The sequence below is a fragment of the Pseudidiomarina sp. genome (assembly GCF_048267825.1).
Lineage (GTDB): Bacteria > Pseudomonadota > Gammaproteobacteria > Enterobacterales > Alteromonadaceae > Pseudidiomarina.
In genome coordinates, this window is the sequence record NZ_JBLWWR010000004.1 from 92952 (window position 1) to 119080 (window position 26129).

Sequence of the window (26129 nt, forward strand, 5' to 3'; positions counted from 1 at the left end):
ATCCGGTCGGGCAGGTTTAAAAATGGAGTATGATTGCTACCATCCCTACGCCAGTATTAACCGGATCAGGTGCAAAGGGTTTGCAAATTGCATCTCAGCCATTTCGGCATCGTATTCGATGTCGCTGTGGCACCCCTTGGTAAAAATTGCGCGGCGAGTATAACAGAACTGTTTAGATAAACGCCAGTGCATCGCCGTAAAGTTGTGAAAGCGGTAAACCTTGTGCATGAAATGCATCGCGAATAACGCGCACCATTTCAAAACGCCCGGCCACGTAAATATCTGCTTCATTCAAGTCTGACTGCTCAGCCATAACTGCCTTATGCACGAGACCTTGAGCGCCATGCCAAGTTGCTGGCGCTTGCTCCACTACTGGGTAGTAGTGCATATTCGTATGCTGGTCAGATAACTTTTTTAACTGCGCATCAAAATATAAATCTTCCGGCTTACGGCCACCCCAGTATAAAGTTATAGGCCGTGTCGAGCCGCTTCGCAAATGCGCCTGCAAAATCGACCATGTATAGGAAAAGCCAGTGCCTCCAGCAATCAATATTAGTGGGCGCTCACTGTCTTCGCGATACCATGCATTTCCTAAAGGCACTTCAATGCGCACCTCGCCAGTAGCACGCATTTTATCAAGCACTTCCATCGCATAACTGTTATCAGCTGTTGCGCCAATATGTAATTCAAGTTGTTCCGTTTTCGATGGGCAGGATGCAATCGAAAACGGACGTTTATCACGTTCGCCCATAATTACCTGCGCATACTGCCCCGCCAAAAACTCGATAGGCTCTGGCAAAGTCAGCAATACACGAAACACCGATGGCGTTAAATTTTCAATGGCAGCAACACGGCACAGCAGCTCTTTCATAACAGCAAATAGTCCTTAAATTAACTCATTGGTGTGCAATGAGAGAATGTTCAAGCTTTCCCAAATATCGTCGACACGTTGCTTGACCTCGGCGTCCATCACAATCGGAACGCCCCATTCCCTATCGGTTTCACCTGGCCACTTATTGGTTGCATCCATACCCATTTTCGAGCCCAAACCAGAAACCGGTGATGCAAAATCTAGATAGTCGATTGGTGTATTTTCTATCAGAACCGTATCACGGGCCGGATCCATACGGGTGGTCATGGCCCAAATGACATCCTTCCAATCGCGCGCGTTCACATCGTCATCACAAACAATCACAAATTTGGTGTACATAAACTGGCGCAAAAAGCTCCAAACACCCATCATGACGCGTTTTGCATGCCCTGCATATTGCTTCTTCATGGTCACCACAGCAACCCGATACGAGCACCCTTCCGGTGGCAAGTAAAAATCAACGATTTCAGGAAACTGCTTTTGCAACAAGGGCACAAATACTTCGTTGAGCGCGACCCCTAAGATGGCTGGCTCATCAGGTGGCCGCCCAGTATAAGTACTATGATAAATAGGCTTGTCACGCATGGTCATATGCGTCACTGTGAATACCGGAAACGCATCAACCTCATTGTAGTAACCGGTATGATCGCCGTAGGGACCTTCCGGAGCCGTTTCGCCGGGGGCGATATAACCCTCAAGAATAATTTCAGCATGCGCTGGTACTTGTAAGTCATTGCTCAGACACTTTGCCACTTCCGTTTTTCCGTCACGTAGCAAGCCCGCAAACGCATATTCAGACAAGGTATCTGGCACCGGAGTTACGGCACCTAAAATGGTTGCTGGGTCAGCACCCAGTGCAACGGCCACCGGGAAATTCTCACCTGGATGTTCGCGTTGCCACTCTTGAAAATCTAGCGCGCCGCCACGATGCGATAGCCAACGCATGATCACCTTGTTCTTACCGAGTAACTGCTGACGGTATATGCCTAGGTTTTGACGCTCTTTATGCGGCCCACGTGTAACGGTAAGCCCCCAAGTTATCAAAGGCGCAACGTCGCCCGGCCAGCAATGCTGAATGGGTAGTTTGGTGAGATCGACATCGTCGCCAGCAAACACTACCGACTGACATGGTGCCTTTTTTAATTGCTTAGGCGACATGCTTAAAACTTTTTTATACATTGGTAATAGATTCAGGGCATCACGAAAGCCTTTCGGCGGTTCTGGCTCTTTCAAAAATGCCAGCAACTTACCTACATCACGCAATGCCTCAACCGATTCTTGCCCCATGCCCAAAGCGACACGGTCGGGCGTGCCAAATAAGTTGGCCAATACCGGAATATCATGTCCTTTCACATTTTCGAACAACAGCGCTGGCCCGCCGGCTTTTAGCGTGCGGTCAGCAATTTCAGTCATTTCAAGGTAAGGATCGATTTCTTGTTGAATGCGCTTTAATTCACCGCGCTTTTCTAACAGTTGAATGAAATCGCGTAAGTCTTGATATTTCACGCTCGCTCTCGCTTTGATTAATCAATTACCAATAAGTAAGCGCGCAGTATAAATGTTTTTGATATAGTTTTCAGCGCTGACTCGATGAACATATAGGGATATCGCCATGCTGGCGTTTTGGATCATAGCTGCTGTTACTGGATTATTAGCTCTGACGAGCCTATTACCCCGATCAAATCGCACCGTATGGTGGGTACGGGTGTGGGACTTTCCCCGTTTGCAACAAAGTGCCGTCGCTTTAATCTTATTGATTAATAGTGCATTTTTCCTACCTGCCGATGCTTACAGCACGTGGCTATTGGTGAGTATTCAACTGTTATGTGGCGCGTGGCAGTTCTGGTGGATTTTTCCGTACACACCTTTCGCCACACGCACCGTGAAACGCTACAAGCGTAAACGCGACGAAAAGAAAGTCGACGAGCACATTCGTTTATTGACGGTCAATGTACTGGAGTACAACCGACAGGGTGTGGCACTCACGCAGATTATTAATAACAATCGCCCCGATGTTATCGTCGCCGTTGAAACCGACGAGTGGTGGGAAGAGCAATTTCGCGACATTGAAGACGATTTGCCGAATGTTGTCCGCCGCCCCCAAAATAACTTATACGGTATGATGGTCTACTCGAAATGGCCGATTACCAATCTTGAAGTCACCGAGCTTGTACAAGAAGGTGTTCCTTCTATGCATTTCGATTTGCAGTTGCCCACGCGAACCATTCGTATGCATTGTGTGCATCCTGCGCCGCCAAGCCCAACTGAAAATGAAAAATCGAAACAGCGTGACAACGAACTCATGCTGGTCGCGAAACGCGCTCGCAAAGAACACGGGCCAGTGATTGTCACCGGCGATCTTAACGATGTTGCGTGGTCGAAATCCACACGAGCATTTTTGCAAGAGAGTCAGCTGCTTGACCCACGTATGGGACGCGGCATATACAACACCTTTCATGCGAAAATACCCATTATGCGATGGCCGCTCGACCATGTATTTCATAGCGATCATTTCATACTGGTTGAGCTCAAACGGCTACCGCCGTTTGGCTCTGATCACTTTGCGCTACTAACCGAACTCGCCCTAAAGCGAGAAGAGTGATTTATCCGGGGTAAAACGAAGAGATAGCGGCCTTATATCTTCGAAAATATAAGGCCGCTAATTAACTTAGCTCTTTTGGCGTTTCATCGCCTCAAAGAATTCGTCGTTGGTTTTGGTCATCTGAAGCTTGTCGATGAGGAATTCCATTGCTTCGGTTTCGCCCATTGGGTGAACGATTTTGCGCAAAATCCACATTTTCTGAAGTTCTTCTGGGCTGGTAAGAAGTTCTTCGCGACGGGTACCAGAGCGGTTAAAGTCGATAGCTGGGAATACACGCTTCTCAGCAATTTTACGGTTTAGGTGCAATTCCATGTTACCGGTGCCCTTAAACTCTTCGTAAATGACTTCATCCATTTTTGAACCGGTATCAATAAGTGCTGTTGCGATGATGGTTAAACTACCACCCTCTTCAACATTACGTGCAGCACCAAAGAAACGTTTCGGCTTGTGCAGTGCATTGGCGTCAACACCACCAGTCAGTACTTTGCCTGAACTTGGAATAACGGTGTTGTATGCTCGTGCAAGACGCGTTATCGAGTCGAGCAAGATAACCACATCTTTCTTGTGTTCAACTAAGCGTTTCGCTTTTTCAATCACCATTTCGGCAACTTGAACGTGGCGACTCGCTGGCTCATCAAAGGTTGAAGCCACAACTTCACCTTTCACTAAGCGATGCATATCAGTAACTTCTTCCGGGCGCTCGTCAATAAGAAGAACCATTAACACGCACTCTGGATGATTCGCAGCTATTGACTGAGCAATATTCTGCAGCAACAAGGTTTTACCCGCTTTCGGTGGTGCCACGATAAGACCACGCTGACCTTTACCAATTGGCGAGGCTAAATCCAGTACCCGCGCGGTAATGTCTTCAGTGGAACCGTTACCACGTTCCATCCGCAAACGCTCATTTGCGTGCAGAGGGGTTAAGTTTTCAAATAAGATTTTATTACGGGAGTTTTCAGGCTTGTCGAAGTTAACTTCGCGGATCTTCAGGAGGGCAAAATAACGCTCGCCTTCTTTCGGCGGCCGGATTTTTCCCGATACCGTGTCGCCAGTACGTAAGTTAAACCGGCGAATTTGGCTTGGCGATACATAAATATCGTCTGGCCCAGCCAAGTATGACGAGTCGGCCGAGCGCAGAAAGCCAAAGCCATCTTGCAAAATCTCTAAGGCGCCGTCGCCGTATATGTCCTCACCACTTTTCGCATGTGCTTTTAAAATGGCGAAGATAATGTCTTGTTTGCGCATGCGCGCCATGGACTCGAGGCCCATTGTCTCTGCAAGCTGAACCAGCTCGTTGACAGGTTTGTTTTTTAATTCTGTTAGATTCATAGGGGGGTTATGACTTTTTTGGCCAATGGAAATAGTTAAAGTTTATTAAGTTAAATCAATTCGGGATTTGACTGCACGGGCGCCGGAAGGCTGGCATCCTGAAGAAAAGTTCTGCAGAGAAAAGTAACACTTAAATTGAAAAACGTCCAGTTTTTCAGCATTAATTGTGTGAAAGCACAGCAAAGGTTGTTGTGGATCAATCCCCAACAACCCGCTGCAACTGCTTAGTTTTTAGATATTTTGTTCAATAAACTCAGCTAGTTGTGCTTTTGACAATGCGCCCACTTTGGTACCTGCAACTTCACCGTTTTTAAACAACAACAAGGTAGGAATACCGCGAATGTTGTACTTCGGTGGGGTTTGGTTGTTGTGGTCAACGTTCAGTTTACCAACAGTGATGCGGTCGCCGTATTCATTTGCAATGTCGTCCAGGATTGGGGCGATCATTTTGCAAGGCCCACACCACTCGGCCCAAAAATCTACTAATACTGGCTTGTCAGAATTAAGAACATCGCTCTCAAAACTTTCATCACTTAGCTGAACAATTTTGTCACTCATGATAATCTCCGCTGCTGAATTCGCGTGAAATAATAAAACCCTATTATTTCTGTTTTTGAATGTTAGCGCAAACTGATATGCTTACGCCATGAGTAAAACACACTTAACAGAGACACGCTTCGCCGATCTCGACCTGCACCCGCAGGTATTGTCCGCACTGGAAAGTGCTGGATTTGAATATTGTACACCGATACAAGCATTGAGCTTACCGATTGCATTAATCGGAAAAGACGTTGCTGGCCAGGCCCAAACAGGTACTGGTAAAACGATGGCGTTTTTAATTGCAACGTTTACAACGTTGCTGAAAAAACCACGTGTCGGTGATAAACGTTACCCGCGTGCCATTATTATGGCGCCGACGCGAGAACTTGCCATACAAATAGCCAACGATGCCGAATTGCTTGCTAAGCACTGCGACATGGAGCTTGGTATTGTTTATGGGGGCGAAGGTTATGAATCTCAACGGCAAAAGCTTGAAGCCGGTGTAGATATCTTAATTGGAACAACCGGGCGACTTATCGACTATTACAAGCAAGGCATTTATCAACTCGATAAAATCCAAACTGTGGTATTAGATGAAGCGGACCGCATGTTCGACTTAGGCTTTATTAAAGACATTCGCTACATGTTTAATAAAATGCCACCCCCAGGTGATCGCCAAAGCATGTTGTTCTCAGCAACGTTATCACAACGCGTGCAAGAACTCGCCTATGACCATATGAACTCACCAACAAAAGTTGAAGTCGAGCCACTTCGCAAAACCGGTGAGCGTATTACTGAAGAATTATTCTACCCGTCAAAACAAGATAAAATTAAGCTCCTGCTTACGTTAATCGAAGAAGACTGGCCAGAAAAAGCGATTATTTTCGCTAACACTAAGCATGTGTGCGAGAAGCTCTACAATTGGCTCGAAGCTGATGGCCATCGCGTTGGTTTATTAACTGGCGATGTACCGCAACGTAAACGTTTAAAAATTCTCGAAGAGTTCACCGACGGTTCACTCGACTTTCTCGTCGCAACCGACGTGGCTGCGCGCGGCTTACACATTCCTGAAGTGAGCCATGTTTACAACTACGATTTACCGGATGACTTTGAAGACTACGTCCATCGCATTGGTCGTACGGGGCGCGCCGGAGCTAGCGGCAAAGCAGTTAATCTTGCTTGCGAAGAGTATGTTTATAATTTACCAGCCATAGAAGAGTACATTGGGCATAGTATTCCGGTAACGAAATACGACCCTACGGCACTTCTGAGTGACCTTAAAACCCCTCGTCCAAGCCAACGACGCTCGCCACGTGGCGGCCGCCGAAGTAGCGGTGGTAATCAGCAACGGCGCAGTGGCGGTGGTGGTCGTAAGCCGTCGAGGTAACGAAACGACATGACGCAGGACGCACGCTTCGCCGCAATCGATTTGGGCTCAAACAGCTTCCATTTGATTATTGCTTCGGTGAAGCGTGACGGCAGTTACCGCATTTTGAGCCGACACCGGCAAAAAGTGCGGTTGGCCGACGGCTTCAACACGCATCTAGAAGTAAGCGAAGCTGCCATTCAACGCGGTATTGAATGCCTTAAGGGCTTTGCCGACAGGCTCCAGAATATCTCCTCTGACCGCATTCGCTGCGTGGCTACCGCCACGTTACGCAAAGCAACCAATCGCGCACAAATATTACCCCGCTTCGAGCAGGCTCTCGGGCATTCAATTGATATCATCAGCGGCGAATGTGAGGCTGAACTCATTTATCAGGGTGCAACCCAACACCTGATTAATAGCGATAAGGCTGTTTTGGTGCTAGATATCGGCGGCGCAAGCACCGAAATTATTGTCGGTAAAGGCACGCAACCTCAGCACCTCGTTAGCCTCGATATGGGTTGCGTAACGTGGCAAAACCGCTTTTTCGTCGCCAAAACTATCAACCAAGATGCCTGTGAACAGGCCATAGCGGCCGCAGGGGAGCTTATTCGCCCACACACTGAGCAGTTTATGCAGGCAGGCTGGGAACACGTTAGCGGCGCTTCTGGAACGTTTCGTGCACTGCATGACATGAATGCGCGTTATGAGCAGTTGCCAATGAGTGAAACTTGGTTGCGCGATGTACTGGGGCGCGCTATTTCACTGGGGCATGTAAAGAAACTCGGGCAACTCGGAATTCGACGTGATCGGCAAGCCGTCTTTGTTGGTGGGCTGTGTATTTTGATCGCATTGGTGGAGCATTTAAACATTCAGCATGTAAAAATTGCCGAAGGCGCGCTTCGGGAGGGCCTGCTCATAAATATGCTGACCCACCCGAACTTCTAAACCACATTCTCAATGCTTAGTTATTGCGTAATTGTTGTGCCGCATATTTAGCAAAATACGTCAAAATGCCGTCCGCACCAGCGCGTTTAAAGCCTAACAATGACTCCATGATAACGGCTTCGCTCAACCATCCATTCGCTATAGCGGCCTGCATCATCGCGTATTCACCGCTTACCTGATAGGCGAACGTCGGCACTTTAAAGGTATCTTTTACGCGCCGTACAATATCTAAATACGGCATACCCGGTTTTACCATGACCATATCGGCACCTTCTTCAATATCAAGTGCCACTTCGTGCAGAGCTTCGTCTGTATTTGCTGGGTCCATTTGGTAGGTTTTTTTATCACCACCTTTTAGGTTCCCCGCTGAGCCAACCGCGTCGCGAAATGGCCCATAAAAAGCCGATGCATATTTAGCGGAATAGGCCATAATCTGCACATGAATAAAACCATGCTCTTCAAGTGCTTCACGAATCGCTCCAATGCGCCCATCCATCATATCTGATGGTGCAACAACATCGGCACCAGCACGCGCATGCGACAAAGCCTGACGTACTAAAGCTTCAGTTGTAATATCATTCTGAACATAGCCATCATCGTCAATGATTCCGTCCTGCCCGTGGGTCGTAAACGGGTCCAGCGCCACATCGGTAATGACGCCCAGTTGCGGCACCGCAGCCTTAATCGCACGCACAGCGCGCTGTGCTAACCCGTTGTCGTCCCATGCTGCTTCAGCTGTTAGCGACTTATCTGAAGCTGGCGTTACTGGAAATAGCGCGACAGCTGGAATACCAAGAGCCGCAATTTCCTGGCACTCAGCAACAAGCAGATCAATGGATAACCGTTCCACACCCGGCATGGAGGCAACTTTTTCGCGCGCTTGCTCACCGGGTAAAACAAACACCGGATAAATTAAGTCCGCGGCGCTAAGTTGATGCTCAGCCACCATGCGACGGCTGAAATCGTGGCGCCGTAAGCGACGCATACGGCGAAAAGGAAAGTGGCTGACATGCTGCATAGATTGTCCTTCGCTAAAGCTATGAACTTGACACTGAGCGTTCGCGCTCAGCAATAACCCGAATCTGGTCGCGACCCGCGGCTTTGGCGCGGTACAAGGCCTCATCTGCGGTGGCTAATAATTGCGTGGGCTGATCATAGACGTCGGGGCTAGCAACCGCAACTCCAATACTCACGGTAATGTGCATAGGACCATGATCGGTATCAAAAGCATGCTCCCGAACCTTCTTGGCAAGGCTAACTGCCAAATCTCGTGCACCTACTTCATCAGTATCTGGCAGTAACAGGGTAAATTCTTCGCCGCCATAACGGTATAAAGTGTCGCTTGCCCGACGCAAATTACGCTTCAACAAATTGGACAGGTCAATCAGAATCTGATCGCCTAATAAATGACCGTAACTGTCATTGAGCGCCTTGAAATGATCAATATCAAGCATCATCAGCGTCAAATTCGTACCGTTTCTGCGGCAACGACGAAATTCCCGTTTAAACTCTTGGTTCAAGAATCGTCTGTTGTACAAACCCGTTAAACCATCTTCGTTACTACGCTGTTCCAGTTCTTGATTGGCTTTCTGAAGCCGAATCATCACCTTCTCAAGCTCTTCAGTGCGTTGCGAAACCATATCTTCAAGCTGATGATTCATCTGTTCTTTTAAAGCGAGCTGTTCTTTACGGCCGTCATTGAAACGAATCGCCAATGCCCACGACAGCAATAACACTTCAAATGCCGAGGCCGCCATGATGGCATAGCGTTGCACAAATACGGACTCAAATAAGCCAAGGTAACCCAGCGCATTGATACAAATTGCTGCCAGTAACGCACTAAGCGCCAAGGTATATATTCGCCCATAAATAAGGCCGCGCCGCCAAAGTACAATGCCGCTACCGAGTAGAAAGCTGGAACAAACCACAGCTAACATCAATACGAATGGAATAAGCATTGCATAGGGTAAGAAAATACTCAGCACAAAGGTTATGCCATATACAACCATAGATCGGCGTAGCCACGTATGAATGGTGTAGCTGTGAATTTTCGTTTGCAGCACGCCCATTGTCACCAGCGTCGCGAACATGATCATGATGCTGCCAATCATGGTTACAATGCGGTCTTGCAGCCATATCCAATTTGGCCATAGGTACTGAAAACCGACACCATCGAGACCGGCCATTAACAAGCCAATTGAAAGCGTGTACGCGGAATAATTTAAAAAGCTGATGTCGCGTGTGACAAGAAAGTTGAAAAGATTGTAAATAACCATGCACAGTAGTAAGCCGAAATAGAGCCCAGTAGCAGCTACCTGATACTGATTTGCCTCCATAAATTCCAACGGCTCCCATACTTCTAATGGAAAGCGCAGTGAACTCTCGGTTCTCACTCGAATATAAACTTCGTGTTCCGCATGGGTCGGTACCGGAACAACGAAGTTCTTATTGGGCACCGGGCGTGCACTGAATGGTTGCTGATCGCCCATATTGTAGTGCCGGATAATCTCGCCATTTTGCACGAAATAGGCATCGATACTGTCCAGCAATGGGTAGCCTAAGTACAGGATGCGATCCGCAGCATTAGCACCGACCTGAACCCGGAACCAATAAACCTCTGGTGTGTAACCAAATGAAACTGCTTCATTCTTCGGCACTTTTTGCCATTGCTGCAGGGGTGAACCTATCAGTTGCTGAAGCGAAGTGCTTTCGCTTTCTTGCTGATAATAGATAGTCGGTTTAAGTGGTTCTGCTTGAACCACACTAAGCGCATCCCCAAAACACAGCACCACCAGAAGCAACAGCCACCGATGGATAGTTTTGATTGTCATAGCGTCCCTATTTTTTAAAAAAAGTAAGGCTGTTTTGCCATGTTAGGGCAGCAATTTCACTGACTTCCTGATGTCTAAGCTGCGCCAAAAACTCACCAATTTTCGGTAAGTAACACGGTTCATTATACGATGGACGCGGGCGGATATTGCGGGGTAACAAAAATGGGGCGTCAGTTTCCAAAAGCAGACGATCTGCTGGAATGTCGACAACCGCATTTTGCAATTCCTGCCCTCGGCGTTCATCACACAGCCAACCTGTAATGCCTATATAACAACCAAGTTCGAGGTAACGTGCAAGCTCTTTTTTGCCGCCCGTGAAACAATGCGCCACCATTCGCGGTATATCTTGCTTATAGCGCTCGAGTAATTCGCACTGCTGCTCATGTGCATCACGTTCATGCAAATACACGGGAAGTTTTAGCTCTGCGGCTACCTGTAACTGTTTTTCGAAAACTTCAAGTTGAACCGGCTTCGGTGAATAATTACGATTGAAATCAAGACCGCACTCACCAATGGCAACAACACTCGGGTGACTGGCTAACTGCGTTAACTGATTCATAACGTCTGCGGGGGCCTCAGCTGCATCATGGGGGTGCACGCCGACAGTAGCGACCAACTGCTCAGGAAAGCGTTCACACAATGCGATTGCAGCAACGCTTTCTGATAGATTGGTGCCAATTACTAATAGTTTATTCACCTGCGCCTGCTGAGCACGCTGTAACACGCCCTCGACATCACGCAGTAATTTTCCATTGGTTAAGTTTACGCCGCAGTCAAACCAGTTCATCGCCAGTGTTTAGCCGCGCGCTATTTAATACGCTTCACGCGTGTACGGCGATTTCCGTCGGTACGGCCAAGGAAAAAGTAACTCCCAAACAGCCCACGCTCTAAGTAGTAGTCTGCGCTTTCATCAATATTAAAGCGTTCCGCACTTATCTGTTCCCATACCTGACCATCGGTGGTTTCAATCGTCAATACGCCAACTCCGTCCACGAAATAATTAGCGATTTTTATGGCAAGTCGATCGGCTTTTTGCTTTTCAGCTTCTTCGTCTGGAATGTGTTCAAAACCAAAATTATCACGCTTTGAATTGGCTGAAAGGTCTTTCTTGCCTGCCATGTTCTGCGCACGCTCCGAGGCTGGTGTTCCAGCTACAGGGCTTGAAGCCACTGAGCTGCTTTGTACATTTGCCGCGACTTCATCAAAACAAACTAAACGCTGAAGGGCGTTTTCAATGCGCTTACACGCGGCTAAGCGCTCATCTAAAGACTGCGCCTGCGCTGGAGAATTGGCACTCAGCAACACGCCAAGTGCAACTACTGAAGTAATAATTAACTGCTTCGTCATACATTAATCCTGGTTTTGTTCTGGTTTCGGTTTCGATCGATATAGACCCGCAATAAGCAAGCCAAGTTCAAAAAGCAGCCACATCGGTATCGCCAACAGGGTCTGTGAAATCACATCGGGTGGCGTTAACAACATTCCCACGACGAAAGCACCAACGATAATATAGGGACGCTTACGGCGTAATGATGAAACGCTGGTTGCACCACTCCAGCAGAGTAAAATTATGGCGATTGGCGTTTCAAATGCAATGCCAAATGCCATGAATATGGTGAGTACAAAGTCTAAATAACGGGAAATGTCTGTTGCAACAGTAACACCTTCTGGAGCTGCTCCGGCCAAAAATTTGAGCGCTAAAGGCAACACCACAAAATAGGCGAACGCAACGCCAGCGTAAAACAACAAGGTACTGCTTGCCAGTAACGGCACGACCAAGCGCTTCTCTTTGCGGTATAGCCCTGGAGCAATAAACGCCCATAACTGCCACAGCAAATAGGGTACGGCAATGGCAATTGACACCACAAAGGCTAATTTAAAGGGAGTGAAGAACGGCGTAGCGACATCTGTCGCAATCATACTTGAACCAAGCGGCAGGCTTGCTAACATTGGCGCTGCTAACCAATGATAAAGGTCATCGGCAAAAGTTGCCGCTACCGCGAACACAATACCCACCGCGATAATACTGCGAAGTAATCGATTGCGCAGTTCAAGTAAGTGATCAAGCAACGGCGACTGACTACTCATGGCTGTCTTTGTCGTTTTTTTCAGGTTTTGATGCGTAAGGCCGCTGAACTTGTTGTGCAGCAGCTTTTAATTCTGCTACCGAGCGTTGCAATTCCGGCGGCAACTTATCCATATCAAGTTGTTCTGCCTTTTGCAGGTGCTCATGCAACTCTTTAACACGCAACTCGTGTTTTAATTCATTTTGCACATTACTCGAAAATTGGCGCACGTTGTGCACGGTGCGTTGCAGCGCGCGTAGCGCCCCTGGCAGCCGCTCAGGCCCCAGCACGATCAAGCCCATAACGGCGATCACGATGAGTTCCCAAAAACCAATATCAAACATAGTGCTTATTTATCTTTTGTTTGATCAGATGCTTGTTCTTTCTTTTGATCCAGCTCTTTCTTTTCGGCATCTTCATCGGTTACCGACTTTTTGAAGCCTTTTACCGCAGAGCCTAAATCAGAGCCGATATTGCGTAATCGTTTGGTGCCAAACAACAACACAATAATCACCAAAATAATTAATAATTGCCAAAGACTTACGCCACCCATAATTTGCCTCGTTTGGTTTTAGTTAGTGCGTCGCCAGGCCGCAACGCCGCTTAGTGCTGTTGTTGCTGCCGCTAACGCTACCAACCAGTCCGGTTGGTTTGCCACAAATAATAATGTTGTACTAATAATTAAGCCGCCAGTAATAGTGGCCCACCAGGTTTGCCGCGTTTGCAACTTTTGTGCCTGACGGAGCTCAGCCAATAGCTGCTGATGAGCTTGCGCCTGTGGCTGCTGATGTTTTAAATAATCATAAAGCAAGGTTGGCATTTCAGGCAGCTTTTCTGCCCAAAACGGTGCATTTTCTTTTACCGAGCGCACTACAGCACGCCAGCCAAGCTGCTCATGCATCCATTTTTCTAAAAATGGTTTTGCAGTTTTCCATAAGTCCAACTGCGGATACAACGTACGGCCCAAACCTTCTACATACAGCAAAGTTTTTTGCAAAAGAACCAACTGTGGTTGCACTTCCATTTCAAAGCGCCGCGCCGTATTAAACAAGTTAACCAGCACGTGGCCAAATGAAATATCTGCCAACGGCTTATTAAATATCGGTTCACACACAGTGCGAATGGCCGACTCAAAGTCTTCAACGTTAATGTGCGCAGGCACCCAACCTGAATCCACATGCAGTTCAGCTACTTTGCGATAATCGCGATTGAAAAATGCCAGAAAGTTTTCAGCTAAATAGCGTTTATCATCACGGTTAAGCGTGCCTACAATGCCGAAATCGATGCCCAAGTAGCTTGGGTTATCTGGATTCTCACGCGACACAAAAATATTGCCTGGGTGCATGTCAGCGTGAAAAAAACTATCTCGAAACACTTGCGTGAAGAACACTTCTACGCCGCGCTCTGCCAGTATTTTCATATTCACGCCCATGGCCATTAACGTGTCCACGTCGCTTACTGGAATGCCATCAATGCGTTCCATCACCATCACATTATGACGGCTATAGTCGCTGTACACCGTTGGGATATAAAGCAGCGGTGAATCATCAAAATTGCGTTTTAATTGAATGGCGTTACCTGCTTCACGCAGCAAATCGAGCTCATCAATGAGTGTCTTTCGGTATTCTTTGACGACCTCTTTCGGCTTAAGGCGGCGGCCGTCTTGTAGATGGCGTGCTAACACGCCAGCAAGGGTTTCCATCAGTCGCAGGTCGGCGTCAATGGAGCTGCGAATGTCCGGTCGGATAACCTTAATCACAACATCCGCGCCAGCATCGTCACCGCGCTTCAAACGCGCAGTGTGTACTTGAGCAATAGACGCTGAGGCTAATGGATGTAAGGAAAAGTCATCAAACGCATCGTCAATCGATTTCAGATCCAGCGCTTTTTCAATGAGTTGCTGGGCTTGCTCGCCGGGAAATGCTTTAACTTTATCTTGTAATTTAGCCAGCTCGTTCGCAATATCGGGCGGCAATAAATCGCGCCGCGTTGACAGCATTTGACCAAACTTCACCCATACCGGCCCAAGTGACTCAAATGCTAACCGTAAGCGTGCACCCGCTGATTTTTGCTTATGCCTGTTTGGCATCCAGAACAGTGCATAACGCCCAACCCGTATGCTCCAAGGTAACCAGCGGGCAGGGATAATCTCATCCAAACCGTAGCTTAAGAAAGTTTTCGTGATTTGATAGGCTCGCTGGATGCGCTGGCTCACTTCGATTTCCTTTTGCCAATTTCACGTTCTAGACGGTCAACTGTTGCGCGCAGTTGCTGCAATTGCTGTTTAAATACATCAAATTCAGTCGAACTAACAAGCAATTGCTTTTCTTCAATTAAAACATCACGCACCCAATGCTTTTGATCATCAAGTGCTTGCTCAAGCCAACTGCGACTGCGCGCAAAGGCCTGGCTCAAAAAATGTGCTGGCACGTCGCCCAAGCGCTGGGCAAGCTGCTCCTGCCAGTCAATATCAAGTTCAACAAACAACCGACTAAACTGCTGCGCCAGCAACGGGTCACCGTCAATATCTAACGCATCGGCTTTGATCAAGCGGGTAATATTCGCGGTATCGCGTAATTCTGGCAGCACCGCAATGCGGGTCATAATATGGCAGTCTACCGGCTCATTATCGACCCAGCTAAACCGCAGACTATCGTCCAATGCATGCACGGTAAACGGTTTGCCAAGCTCAGTTAAAGTCACTCGAACGCGCTTATGGGCAACTTTTTTAAAGCGCTCCGACGACTGTTCGTCAAGGCTTAACAAATGGTTGGCAAGGGCTTCAGCAGCGCCGGTCGGCAGTACAGTCCACAACATCAGAATTTAAACCCACGGTGCAAAGCAACAATGCCACCGGTCAAGTTGTCAAAGGTTACCTGCTCATAACCGGCGTGCTCCATCATGCCTTTTAGCGTTGCTTGATCAGGGTGCATACGAATGGATTCAGCTAAATACTGGTAGCTCTCTGCATCGCCAGCAACCAGTTGTCCCATTTTGGGCAAAATATTAAATGAGTAGAAATCGTAAGCTTGATTAAGCATCGGTTGAATGGGTTTCGAAAACTCTAATACCAACAAGCGACCACCAGGCTTCAATACACGAAACATGGATTCCAATGCTTTTTGCTTATCTGTGACATTACGCAAACCAAAAGCGATGGTGATGATGTCAAAACTATCATCTGCAAACGGCAACTCTTCGGCGTTCGCTTGCACATAGCGCACATTGCCAACAATACCGCGATTACGTAGCTTATCGCGCCCAACTTCAAGCATGGCATCATTAATATCCGCCAAGACAACTTCACCCGTTGGCCCCACGCGGCGTGAAAACTGTGCGGTTAAATCACCCGTTCCGCCGGCGATATCGAGCACTTTCATACCGCTACGAACACCACTGCAATCAATGGTGTAGCGTTTCCATAAACGGTGAATTCCAAACGACATCAAGTCGTTCATCACGTCATATTTCTGCGCTACCGAATTGAATACGTTAGCAACCAGATTTTGCTTTTCAGTTTTCGCTACCTGCTTGTAACCAAAATCGATTGTGTCTTGATTGGAATCTTTCATGTTTAAACCTTTTTGAACATCTCGCGCTAGTGTACTACGAAATCATGCTTGGGCGTAGTGGTCGCGGCGCGGTAACCAGCGCAAGATCAAAGCATCTGCAGTTTGTGGATAGCGCGCCCAAATAGTGTGGGCTAATTCGTGTACCTGATCCACCAAGTGGCTGTGTTTAACCAGGTCGGCAACTTTCATTTCGGTTAAGCCCGTTTGCTTTTGGCCGAGCAATTCACCGGGCCCGCGTAGCTCAAGATCACGCTGGGCAATCACGAAGCCATCACTGCTGTCACGCAACACTGCCAAACGCTGCGTCGCTGTTTTAGACAACGGTGCATGGTACAGCAGTACGCAATGGCTGGCAGCGGCTCCCCGCCCAACACGGCCACGTAATTGATGCAGTTGAGCCAAACCTAAACGCTCCGGGTTTTCAATGATCATCAAGCTTGCATTGGGTACATCGACGCCCACTTCGATAACCGTCGTCGCGACCAGCAAATCCAGCTCATGCGCTTTAAAAGCAGTCATGACCGCTTCTTTTTCCTGGCTTTTTAAACGCCCATGAACCAAGCCAATACGCAGATTCGGCAGCGCTTCTTGCAACTGACTGGCGGTATCTTCCGCCGCTTGGCATTGCAACGCTTCGGATTCTTCAATCAACGTACATACCCAATACGCTTGCAAGCCTTGATCGGAGCACACGTGTTCAACACGATCGATCACTTGGTCGCGACGTGTGTCTGGAATGGCCACAGTCTTAACGGGCGTTCGGCCTGGCGGCAGCTCATCGATAATTGAGGTGGCCAAATCGGCATAGGCCGTCATCGCTAAGGTACGTGGTATAGGGGTTGCGGTCATAATTAACTGATGAGGTTGGTAGCCTTGATCAACACCTTTTTGACGCAGTTCCAGCCGTTGGTGCACCCCAAACCGATGCTGTTCGTCGATAATGACCAACGCCAAATTGTGGTAGGTCACTTCGGCCTGAAACAAGGCATGGGTGCCCACTACCAGTTGAACGCGCCCCGCTGCCACAGCAGCTAAATTTTCTTGGCGCTCCTTGGCCTTCTGCTTGCCGGCCAGCCAACCGACCTGAATACCTAATGGCTGCAGCCATTGCCGAAACGTCAATGCATGTTGTTCGGCAAGTATCTCAGTGGGTGCCATTAACGCAACTTGAAACCCCTGCCCAATTGCGGTTAGCGCAGCCAGTGCTGCAACCAATGTTTTGCCTGAGCCCACATCGCCTTGAACCAGCCGCATCATTGGCAAATCCATGGCAAGATCGGTCTGAATTTCTTGCACCACGCGTTGTTGGGCTGCGGTTGGTTTAAAGGGTAATTGCGCCAAAAATTGCTGCTGCAACGCTTCATTGATATGCAGTGCCCGTGCTTTATGCGCCTGTTTGAGTGCGCGTAACTTAAGTAAGCTCACTTGATGCGCCAGCAATTCTTCTGCAGCAAGTCGTGTTTGCGCAGGGTGAGTGCCCTCACTCAACTGTTGCAAGCTCACGTCCAATGGCGGCCGATGCAGGGTGCGAATAGCTTGCGCTAAACTCAAGCCCCCTGGGCGCAATTGTTCCGGCAACAATTCGGGCAACGCTTGATCATTTAAGTAGGTGAGTGCTTGCTCACTGAGCTTGCGCAACGTCGCTTGCTGCACTCCCTCAGTAGCTGGGTAAACAGGCGTTAGGGCTTCTTCGCCAAGGCTTGGTGTTTCATCGTCAATAATCTTGTATTCGGGGTGAATCATATCAGGCCCACTAATACCGCGACGCGCCTCGCCGAATAACTGCAAACGCGTACCTTGTGCAAACTGCTTGAGTTGTGCCGCGGAAAACTGGAAAAACACCAAATTCAACACACCGCTTGCATCGCGCACCCGCACCTTCAGCATGCGACGGCGGCCATAGGTAACCTCAGCTTTAAGTACTTCCGCAATGACCGTTGCGCTGGTGCCAGGTTGCAGGGCTGCAATCGGGTAGATACGTGAGCGGTCTTCATAACGTAACGGCAAGTGTAAGAGTACGTCCTGCACATTCACCAGCCCCAGCTTCGCCAGCTTGGTTTGTAGCTTGGGCCCCACACCTTTCAGTGTGCTTATAGGTATTCGGTGCAGGCCGTCGCCGCTCATCGTTTTGCACTCCGAATGCGTTGCCACCAGTGTTCATCGGCAACTATTTGACCGGTTTCATCTAAGCTTGGGTACGGAATGTCATTGAGCCGGCATAAACGGGCAAAAATAGGATGCCCGCCTTCAAACAATACGCGCTCGCGCTCAGCTGCGCTAACCGTTGACTGCTGATAGCAACCAGCCGCTTCGCGTTGGCGCTGTGCCTCATACAGAATCACTGCAGCGGCCACTGACACGTTAAGTGATTCAGCCATGCCCACCATAGGTATAATAATTTCATGGTCTGCGGCAGCAATAGCTTCGGGCGTTACGCCGCGGCGCTCTTGGCCCATAATGATTGCGGTTGGCTTGGTATAGTCAATGGCTCGAAAGTCTAACGCTTGTTGCGACAAGTTGGTGACCAGAATTTGTTTGCCCTCAGCGCGGAGCTGTTCGATGGCAGGATCAAGCCCGTCGTGATGGTGAACTTTGACCCATTTTTCGCTACCAACGGCCGCACCGCGCTTAATGCGCAGTGCCTGAGCGTACCAAATAGCGTGTACTTCATGAATACCAACGGCATCCGCGGTGCGCACGAGCGCAGCTAAGTTATGATTTTTGTGGACACTCTCTAAACACAACGTAAGATCAGCCTGACGCTTATCTAACAATTGTGAAATTCGTGCGAAGCGCTCCGGCGACATGATGATTTCCAACAGTTTTTCACTCAAACTTAAGGCTAGTATAACGGCATGCGTGAGTTAACCATAGTGTTTCACCACCCGGATTTCTATGTGCTGGATAAACCCGCCGGTGCGCCTATGCATGCCAACAACGACGAGCGCAGTGTTGTGCATCAGCTAAGCGAGCAAATGAACGAACCCCTGTGGCCCGTACATCGGCTTGACACACCAACGTCTGGTGCGCTGCTCGTGGCGCGCAGTCAAGCCGCTGCTGCTGCCTTAAGTGAGCTTTTCGCTCGGCGCGCTGTGCAGAAGTATTATCTGGCCATTAGTGCCGGCAAGCCGAAGAAAAAGCAAGGTTTGGTAAGCGGCGACATGCAGAACGTGCGGCGCGGCAACTGGCGTCTGCTACATACCCATGACAACCCGGCACAAACTCGGTTTATGAGTTATTCACTGAAGCCTGGTTATCGTTATTATGTTCTGAAGCCAATTACTGGGCGTACCCACCAGTTACGCGTGGCCTTAAAGAGTTTGGGCGTTCCCATTTGTGGCGATCAACGCTACGGCGGGGAGCCTGCGCAGCATTTGCATTTGCATGCTTGGAAATTACAGTTCACTTACGCCAATGCGCTTATCGATATTGAAGTACCTTGGCCCGCTTACGAAAATTTTCTGGATTTACCCGCCAGCATTTCGATGCTTTAACTTACCTGCGCGATATTCGACCAAGGTGTAGCTTGGCATTGTGGTGGAAAAAGCGGCATACTCATTGACACACATCGTTCGAAACCCAAAGGGATCAACTCATGAAACGTACAGCAATTAGCTTGGCCCTAGTCGCCGCAGCCAGCTCACTTTTTGGTGCCGCCCAGGCACAGGATACCGTCAAAATTGATGCGCAACTTGAACAAAAAATCATCGAGTGGCGTCGCGATTTGCACCAACATCCAGAATTAAGTAATCGCGAATTCCGCACCGCAAAAGTAATCACAGCGCATTTAGAAGAGCTGGGCCTGGAAGTTCAAACTGGTGTGGCCCATACCGGTGTTGTCGGTCTGCTCAAGGGCGGCAAGCCCGGCCCAACCATCGCGTTACGCGCTGACATGGACGCCTTGCCGGTTGTTGAACTCACCGATGTACCGTTCGCATCAAAAGCAGTGTCTGAATACCGCGGCAAAGAAGTTGGGGTTATGCACGCATGTGGGCATGATTTACACGTTGCCATGCTGATGGGTGCCGCAGAAAAACTAACAGCCATGCGTGACCAGCTTGCTGGAAATGTTGTGTTTATCTTTCAGCCCGCAGAGGAAGGCGCGCCCGCCGATGAAGAAGGTGGTGCAGAGCTGATGTTGAAAGAAGGTTTGTTCAAGCAGTATGCTCCTGAAGCCGTGTTTGGCATTCACGTGTGGTCAGCCGGTAACACCGGTGAAATTGGTTATCGCGAAGGCCCATTAATGGCCTCTTCTGATCGCTTCGAGATTAATGTAAAAGGCCGCCAAACACATGGTTCACGCCCTTGGGGTGGAGTTGACCCAATTGTCGCTGCGGGTCAGATTATCAGTAACACGCAAAGTATCATTTCACGCCAAGTGGATATCACCAAAGCACCTGCAGTGGTGAGCTTCGGAATTGTGGAAGGCGGCGTACGCAACAACATCATTCCGGATGAGGTATACCTGGAAGGTACCATTCGTAATTTTGATATGGGCAATCGTGCACAGATTTTTGAAAATCTGAAAACCACCGCAGAAATGACCGCGAAAGCGAGCGGTGCTGAAGCGCACGTACACATTGATGAAGGCTACCCAGTCACTATTAATAACCCAGAGCTAACGCGTCAAATGCTCCCCACCATGCAGCGCGTTGCTGGTGCGGATAACGTGAAGGTGAATGCCTTGGTCACGGGCGCAGAGGACTTTTCATTTTTTGCCCTTGAAGTGCCTGGTCTCTTCGTGTTTTTGGGAATCACACCGGAAGGCCAAAACCCCGCTGAAGCACCAAGTAACCATTCGCCTTACTTCTATGCTGACGAAGATGCACTTAAGGTAGGTACCGAGCTTTATGTGAACTGGGTGTTTGACTACGCCAACACGAATTAAGCAACACACGTGTTAAGACACGAAGAAAAAACGCCCTTTATTGGGCGTTTTTCTTAAGCATTTCTCGAATCACTTTCTTATCAATTTTCCCGACACTGGTACGTGGAATTTCGTCCACGACTTTGACCGTGTCTGGAATAGCCCACTTCTCAATCAACCCTTCATCAACATATTGCTGCATGTGCGCCACCACTGCTTGATGATCAACTTGAGCGCCAGCACGAACGGTTACTAAAGCGTGTGGACGCTCGCCCCATTCGTCGTCGGGCAAACCAATAACAGCCGCTAATTCAATATCCGGATGCTTACTGATTAAATTTTCGATGTCGAGTGATGACACCCACTCACCGCCGGTTTTAATCACATCTTTAATGCGGTCACGGATCTGTAGCGTGTAACTGCTATCAATGGTTCCAACATCGCCGGTGTGCATCCAACCATTGGCCCACAGCTCTTTACTTTTTTCCGGTTCTTTCAAGTAACCTTGCGTCAGCCACGGCGTACGCACCACAACCTCACCCATGGCTTCGCCATCGTGCGGTAAAAAGCGGCCGTTGCTGTCAATAATACGCATATTCACAAAAGGTACCGGTCGGCCAGTTTTAATACGTTCAGCAACTTGCTCATCATGGCTGAACTCAGATGCATGGAGTGGCATCCAGGTCGTGCTCAACAATGGGCAGGTTTCTGACATACCGTAACCGGTGTAAATTTCAATGCCGCGCTCTAGCGCTGCACTTGCCAAACCAGCCGTTAATGCACTACCGCCAATCAACACCTGCCAGCCACTGAAATCGATGGCCTTGGCTTTTTCACTGCTTAATACCATTTGCAAAATGGTTGGCACACAATGCGAGAACGTAACCTTTTCGGTCATGAACAGTTTCAACAGGGTTGCGGGCTCGTAACGCCCCGGATAAACCTGCTTTAATCCCATCATGGTCGCTACATAAGGCACGCCCCATGCATGCACGTGAAACATCGGTGTTATTGGCATATACACGCTGGACGATTGCATCAATTGCATGTTGTCATTCATTGAGGTCGTTGCAGCCAAGGCCATGGTGTGCAACACCAATTGACGATGGGAGAAATAAACCCCTTTTGGATTACCCGTGGTGCCTGTGGTGTAGAACGTTGTTGCGATAGCGTTCTCATCAAAATCAGGGAAATCGAAATCGGGCAGCGCTTTACGCAATAACTCTTCATATTCACCCACAGTTTTAAGCGGTGCTTCGCTGGGGGTATCTGAATCACTTAATTGAATGAATTTCTCAACCGTCATGAGTTCATGCTTCACTTTGGCCAACAACGGCAAGAAGTCGTCGTGCGCCAGCACCAGTTTGTCTTCGGCATGATTCATGGTGTACACAATCTGTTCTGGGGCTAAGCGCACGTTCACCGTGTGCAGAACCGCGCCAATCATGGGAATCGCGAAGAAACATTCCAGGTAGCGTGGGGTATCCCAGTCAAGAACAGCAACCACATCGCCGGCTTTCACACCCGCTTCTGTCAACACATTAGCAAGACGGCACACGCGCTCGTTAAATTCACGATAGCTAAAACGCTGACCGTTGTTACCACCTACAATTTCATTGTCACCGCCGTAACGTTGGCTAGATAACAACAATTGCTTAATGAGTAACGGGTACTCGTAAGCGTCTTCCGTCGGTTTTAAGAGTTTTACCGGCATAATGGTTCCTTGTTGTTCTGTATTCTTGTTATGTATTCTTGTTTTTTATTGTTCTACCACTTTCGTGTCACTTCATAAATATCGGTGCGACGATCCTTCAGGTTCGTCACCGAGCCTTCATGATGTAAGTAACGCAATTCATCTAAATTGAGATCAGAGAATATAAGTTGCTCCGTGTTGGCTGTGGTTTCCGCCAAAATAGCATCGTACGGAAACGCAAAGTCAGACGGTGAGAACACGGCCGACTGGGCATATTGCACGTCTAAACTTTCAACCTGCGGCAAATTCCCCACACTGCCACAAGTGACCACGTAACATTCGTTTTCTACGGCACGCGCTTGTGCACAATGGCGAACACGCAAATAAGCATTGCGGGTATCGGTCCAAAACGGCACAAACAAAATTTCTAAGCCCTCATCGGCCATCAGACGACCCAGTTCAGGAAATTCCACGTCGTAACAGATCAGGATGCCAATTTTGCCAGCATCGGTATCAAATACCTGCACATGATCGCCACCTTCTATGACCCAATCGCGTTTTTCATGGGGCGTAACATGGATTTTTCGTTGCTCTTCAATGGTGCCGTCACGACGGCACAAATACGAAGCGTTATAAATCACATCGTCTTCATTAATCGGCATCGACCCAGTAATAATATTGACGTTGTAGCTCACCGCCATTTGCGACATTTCACGTTTAAAACGTTCGGTGAATCCCGCCAAGAAGCGAATTGCATCCTTTTGCTGGCTCTGATCAGTTAAACCCATTAACGGCGCATTAAAGAACTCAGGGAATACCGCAAAATCACTTTGGTAACTTGATATGGCATCAACGAAATATTCCACTTGGCGCAGCATTTCTTCAACCGAGTCAATTTCACGCATTTGCCACTGCAGCGCACCCACACGAACATTGCGGATACGAGAGCCAAGGATGTTATCCGATGGCTCATATAAGAAGTTATTCCACTCCAACAAGGTAGCAAAACCGACAGACCGTTTATCTTCCGGTAAGTATTTACCCAGCAAACGCTTCACGGTGAAATCGTTTGCGAGTTGGAAGGTTAAAATCGGGTCATAAATTTCCCGGCGGTGTACAGCTTCAATGTACTGGCCTGGAGTCATTTCATCGGCATATTTATGGAAATTAACAATTCGACCGCCAGCCAGAATGGCTTTCAGATTTGATTGTCGGCACAACTCTTTACGCGCATCGTAGAGGCGCCGACCAAGGCGATAACCGCGATAGTCTGGATGAATCAGTACATCCAAACCGTAAATAGCATCGCCTTTGCGATCATTAAGGATATTTTCCCGCGCATCCATCAAATCATCATAGGTATGCGGGTTACTGAAGCGTGCATATTTAACTTTTACAGTTAATGCAACACCCACCAATTGCCCATTATCTTCCAGGCAGATTTGTCCTTCTGGGAACTCATTGATTAATTTTAAAATGGTGTGTTCGCCCCAAGCGCCACCAATGTCTGGATAAACTTTATCCATTAATGCTTTTAACTGGGGGTAATCGTCTTTGCGAAGATTACGCAACTGTAAATGAAGTTCATCCGGGCTCATAGACATCCTTTGGTGTTCTGTGTACAACTTGAATAAAGGTAAGCGTTCTACGCGGTGCTTGCAACGTCAAGATAAGACATATAAACTTCTGGACGTCTAAATATAACATAACCATTGCAAGGAATTTTATGACACAGCCAGCCAGTGCCAAGGCCCTTTTGCCTCTTGGTTTATTTCTTACGCTGTTTCTTGGCACCGGGATCTATTTCCAACAAGCGGGTGTCGACTATGCGTTTTATCAACTCGCGAGCCCTGTGGCTATTCTGCCGGCCATTATATTGGGCGTGTTGTTGAGTAAACAGGCTTTCGAACAACGTATCGACACCTTTGTCGCTGGCGTTGGTGAACGCAACATTGTCACCATGTGCATGATTTATCTGCTAGCCGGCGCTTTTTCCACAGTTGCAGCAGCTACCGGTGGTGTCGACGCGATGGTGGCATTAGGGCTAAATATCATTCCGCCGCAATTCTTATTGCCTGGCTTATTCATTATAGCTGCCGTGGTCTCAACCGCTATGGGCACATCAATGGGCACACTGGCCGCGCTCGCACCCGTAGCGCTTGGCTTGGGTGAAGCTGCAGAAATCGACTTAGCCCTACTCGCTGGGGTATTAGTCAGTGGTGCCATGTTCGGCGATAACTTGTCTTTCATTTCCGACACCACCATTGCGGCAACACGCACGCAAGGCTGTGAGATGAGTGACAAATTTAAAGCCAACCTTAAAATTTCATTGCCCGCTGCCGCCATCACGATTATTTGGTTACTCACCTACGACACCGGCGCTGTACCCCCTAAAATTCCTGAAGCGAATTTGTGGTTGAGTCTTCCGTATTTCTTCATCATTGTGCTCGCCGTGATGGGGCTAAACGTATTTGCTGTGCTGACACTGGGTATTATTCTAGCGGCAGCGTTTGGTATGTTCACGGTTGGCTACGAATGGGTGGCATTTAGCAAAGACGTATACGAAGGCTTCACCAGCATGCAAGAAATTTTCCTGCTGTCGTTGCTTATCGGCGGGCTGTCAGCACTTATCCGTCAGCAAGGCGGTTTAAAATTCTTAGCCAATACCGTCAGCGCAGTCACTGGCCGTTTATTCAAGCATAAACAGCAGCGGGCTGCGTTTGGTATCGCGGCTTTAACCGGCCTTACCAACTTCGCTGTAGCCAACAACACGGTGACCATTTTACTTTCCGGGGAAGTCAGCAAACGCTTAGCCGAAGAAGGAAATCTAGCGCCACGCCAAAGTGCCAGCCTGCTGGATATATTTGCATGCGTTGTACAAGGTGCTTTGCCCTACGGGGCTCAGGCGCTACTGATGGGCGCCAGCTTCGGACTCTCGCCGTTAGAAGTGAGTGTTCACACAGGCTATTGTTTTATTCTGGCTGGCGTTGCAATTGCAATGATCGTCTGGCGCAAGCCTCTCGAGGCCCGCACCAGCGAAGCGGTCGCTTAGTTGGTGCTCGGTATTTCCATAACACCGTCAATTTCAATTTGCGCGCCCTTTGGCAAGGCTTTTACGCCAATTGCGGCGCGCGCAGGGTATGGCATCTCAAAAAACTCCGCCATCACTTCGTTCACAATCGGGAAGTTGCCGAGGTCGGTTAAGTAAATCTGCACTTTGATCATATCTTGCAGGCAACCACCGGCAGCTTCACACACTGCAGTTAAATTTTTAAATACTTGTACAGCCTGCGCACGGAACTCTTCACTTACAAATTCCATGGTTTCAGGAACCAATGGAATTTGGCCCGACAAGTAAACCGTTGTACCTATCTTCACAGCTTGTGAATAGGTTCCAATAGCTGCGGGTGCATTTTCTGTGCTGATGATAACTTTTGACAT

General features: G+C 48.5%; 25 protein-coding genes and 1 riboswitch. Of the genes, 6 read left to right on the top strand and 19 right to left on the bottom strand.

What is annotated here, in order from left to right; all coding sequences use genetic code 11:
* Positions 1 to 25: 25 nt before the first annotated feature.
* Positions 26 to 147: riboswitch (TPP riboswitch) on the bottom strand.
* 25 nt (positions 148 to 172) lie between these two features.
* Both fre and ubiD read right to left on the bottom strand, forming a co-directional pair.
* Positions 173 to 871: an NAD(P)H-flavin reductase gene (gene fre, locus ACN0UN_RS05395; RefSeq protein WP_417659073.1), complete on the bottom strand. Its 699-nt coding sequence runs from the start codon at positions 869 to 871 to the stop codon at positions 173 to 175.
* A gap of 15 nt (positions 872 to 886) precedes the next feature.
* Positions 887 to 2377 (bottom strand): 4-hydroxy-3-polyprenylbenzoate decarboxylase, encoded by a 1491-nt coding sequence (ubiD, locus tag ACN0UN_RS05400; RefSeq protein WP_417659074.1) that lies wholly within the window; start codon positions 2375 to 2377, stop codon positions 887 to 889.
* 106 nt (positions 2378 to 2483) lie between these two features.
* Here ubiD and ACN0UN_RS05405 point away from each other — a divergent pair, with 106 nt between their 5' ends.
* Complete coding sequence (locus ACN0UN_RS05405; protein WP_417659075.1) at positions 2484 to 3473, top strand: endonuclease/exonuclease/phosphatase family protein; 990 nt, start codon at positions 2484 to 2486, stop codon at positions 3471 to 3473.
* A 66-nt stretch (positions 3474 to 3539) separates the two neighbouring features.
* Here ACN0UN_RS05405 and rho read toward each other — a convergent pair whose 3' ends face one another.
* A complete protein-coding gene (gene rho / locus ACN0UN_RS05410; RefSeq protein ID WP_417659076.1) occupies positions 3540 to 4805 on the bottom strand; it encodes a transcription termination factor Rho in 1266 nt (421 codons plus the stop codon).
* Positions 4806 to 5036: 231 nt separating this feature from the next.
* Positions 5037 to 5363 (bottom strand): thioredoxin TrxA, encoded by a 327-nt coding sequence (gene trxA / locus ACN0UN_RS05415; RefSeq protein WP_128352792.1) that lies wholly within the window; start codon positions 5361 to 5363, stop codon positions 5037 to 5039.
* An 88-nt stretch (positions 5364 to 5451) separates the two neighbouring features.
* Between trxA and rhlB the strand changes: the two genes are divergently transcribed.
* Both rhlB and ACN0UN_RS05425 read left to right on the top strand, forming a co-directional pair.
* Positions 5452 to 6732, top strand: coding sequence for an ATP-dependent RNA helicase RhlB (rhlB, locus tag ACN0UN_RS05420; RefSeq protein WP_417659077.1), 1281 nt, complete (start codon positions 5452 to 5454; stop codon positions 6730 to 6732).
* 9 nt (positions 6733 to 6741) lie between these two features.
* Positions 6742 to 7659 (top strand): Ppx/GppA family phosphatase, encoded by a 918-nt coding sequence (locus tag ACN0UN_RS05425; RefSeq protein ID WP_417659078.1) that lies wholly within the window; start codon positions 6742 to 6744, stop codon positions 7657 to 7659.
* A 16-nt stretch (positions 7660 to 7675) separates the two neighbouring features.
* On the opposite strand, the gene hemB is transcribed toward ACN0UN_RS05425, so the two are convergent.
* Genes hemB through trmH form a run of 12 tightly spaced genes read right to left on the bottom strand, consistent with a single transcriptional unit; the run spans position 7676 to position 18935 of the window.
* Positions 7676 to 8677, bottom strand: a complete 1002-nt coding sequence (gene hemB, locus ACN0UN_RS05430) for a porphobilinogen synthase (protein WP_417659079.1) — start codon at positions 8675 to 8677, stop codon at positions 7676 to 7678.
* Between the two features lie 19 nt (positions 8678 to 8696).
* Positions 8697 to 10490, bottom strand: a complete 1794-nt coding sequence (locus ACN0UN_RS05435; protein ID WP_417659080.1) for a diguanylate cyclase — start codon at positions 10488 to 10490, stop codon at positions 8697 to 8699.
* 7 nt (positions 10491 to 10497) lie between these two features.
* Complete coding sequence (locus ACN0UN_RS05440) at positions 10498 to 11277, bottom strand: TatD family hydrolase (RefSeq protein WP_417659081.1); 780 nt, start codon at positions 11275 to 11277, stop codon at positions 10498 to 10500.
* Positions 11278 to 11297: 20 nt separating this feature from the next.
* A complete protein-coding gene (locus ACN0UN_RS05445) occupies positions 11298 to 11837 on the bottom strand; it encodes a hypothetical protein (RefSeq protein ID WP_417659082.1) in 540 nt (179 codons plus the stop codon).
* Between the two features lie 3 nt (positions 11838 to 11840).
* Complete coding sequence (gene tatC / locus ACN0UN_RS05450) at positions 11841 to 12578, bottom strand: twin-arginine translocase subunit TatC (protein ID WP_417659083.1); 738 nt, start codon at positions 12576 to 12578, stop codon at positions 11841 to 11843.
* Positions 12571 to 12900: a Sec-independent protein translocase protein TatB gene (tatB, locus tag ACN0UN_RS05455; protein WP_417659084.1), complete on the bottom strand. Its 330-nt coding sequence runs from the start codon at positions 12898 to 12900 to the stop codon at positions 12571 to 12573. The genes tatC and tatB overlap by 8 nt, the downstream gene beginning before the upstream one ends.
* A gap of 5 nt (positions 12901 to 12905) precedes the next feature.
* Positions 12906 to 13109, bottom strand: coding sequence for a Sec-independent protein translocase subunit TatA (tatA, locus tag ACN0UN_RS05460; RefSeq protein WP_417659085.1), 204 nt, complete (start codon positions 13107 to 13109; stop codon positions 12906 to 12908).
* 18 nt (positions 13110 to 13127) lie between these two features.
* Positions 13128 to 14771, bottom strand: coding sequence for a ubiquinone biosynthesis regulatory protein kinase UbiB (gene ubiB, locus ACN0UN_RS05465; protein WP_417659086.1), 1644 nt, complete (start codon positions 14769 to 14771; stop codon positions 13128 to 13130).
* Positions 14768 to 15373 (bottom strand): ubiquinone biosynthesis accessory factor UbiJ, encoded by a 606-nt coding sequence (locus ACN0UN_RS05470; RefSeq protein ID WP_417659087.1) that lies wholly within the window; start codon positions 15371 to 15373, stop codon positions 14768 to 14770. Before ACN0UN_RS05470 ends, ubiB begins: the two co-directional genes overlap by 4 nt.
* Positions 15373 to 16128, bottom strand: a complete 756-nt coding sequence (gene ubiE / locus ACN0UN_RS05475) for a bifunctional demethylmenaquinone methyltransferase/2-methoxy-6-polyprenyl-1,4-benzoquinol methylase UbiE (protein ID WP_417659088.1) — start codon at positions 16126 to 16128, stop codon at positions 15373 to 15375. Before ubiE ends, ACN0UN_RS05470 begins: the two co-directional genes overlap by 1 nt.
* A 42-nt stretch (positions 16129 to 16170) precedes the next feature.
* On the bottom strand, positions 16171 to 18252 hold the full coding sequence (gene recG, locus ACN0UN_RS05480; RefSeq protein ID WP_417659089.1) for an ATP-dependent DNA helicase RecG: 2082 nt from the start codon (positions 18250 to 18252) through the stop codon (positions 16171 to 16173).
* Positions 18249 to 18935: a tRNA (guanosine(18)-2'-O)-methyltransferase TrmH gene (gene trmH, locus ACN0UN_RS05485; RefSeq protein WP_417659090.1), complete on the bottom strand. Its 687-nt coding sequence runs from the start codon at positions 18933 to 18935 to the stop codon at positions 18249 to 18251. The genes recG and trmH overlap by 4 nt, the downstream gene beginning before the upstream one ends.
* A gap of 48 nt (positions 18936 to 18983) precedes the next feature.
* Between trmH and ACN0UN_RS05490 the strand changes: the two genes are divergently transcribed.
* The gene (locus ACN0UN_RS05490) at positions 18984 to 19622 is read left to right on the top strand and encodes a TIGR01621 family pseudouridine synthase (protein ID WP_417659091.1); all 639 of its coding nucleotides are present in this window, start codon (positions 18984 to 18986) and stop codon (positions 19620 to 19622) included.
* Positions 19623 to 19723: 101 nt separating this feature from the next.
* On the top strand, positions 19724 to 21016 hold the full coding sequence (locus tag ACN0UN_RS05495; RefSeq protein WP_417659092.1) for an amidohydrolase: 1293 nt from the start codon (positions 19724 to 19726) through the stop codon (positions 21014 to 21016).
* Between the two features lie 37 nt (positions 21017 to 21053).
* Here ACN0UN_RS05495 and ACN0UN_RS05500 read toward each other — a convergent pair whose 3' ends face one another.
* The gene (locus ACN0UN_RS05500) at positions 21054 to 22709 is read right to left on the bottom strand and encodes a fatty acid--CoA ligase (protein WP_417659093.1); all 1656 of its coding nucleotides are present in this window, start codon (positions 22707 to 22709) and stop codon (positions 21054 to 21056) included.
* A gap of 53 nt (positions 22710 to 22762) precedes the next feature.
* A complete protein-coding gene (locus tag ACN0UN_RS05505; RefSeq protein ID WP_417659094.1) occupies positions 22763 to 24286 on the bottom strand; it encodes a GNAT family N-acetyltransferase in 1524 nt (507 codons plus the stop codon).
* Between the two features lie 128 nt (positions 24287 to 24414).
* Between ACN0UN_RS05505 and ACN0UN_RS05510 the strand changes: the two genes are divergently transcribed.
* The gene (locus tag ACN0UN_RS05510) at positions 24415 to 25740 is read left to right on the top strand and encodes a Na+/H+ antiporter NhaC family protein (protein ID WP_417659095.1); all 1326 of its coding nucleotides are present in this window, start codon (positions 24415 to 24417) and stop codon (positions 25738 to 25740) included.
* Here ACN0UN_RS05510 and ACN0UN_RS05515 read toward each other — a convergent pair.
* A complete protein-coding gene (locus ACN0UN_RS05515) occupies positions 25737 to 26129 on the bottom strand; it encodes a Rid family detoxifying hydrolase (protein ID WP_417659096.1) in 393 nt (130 codons plus the stop codon). The two genes, ACN0UN_RS05510 and ACN0UN_RS05515, sit on opposite strands and share 4 nt — an antisense overlap.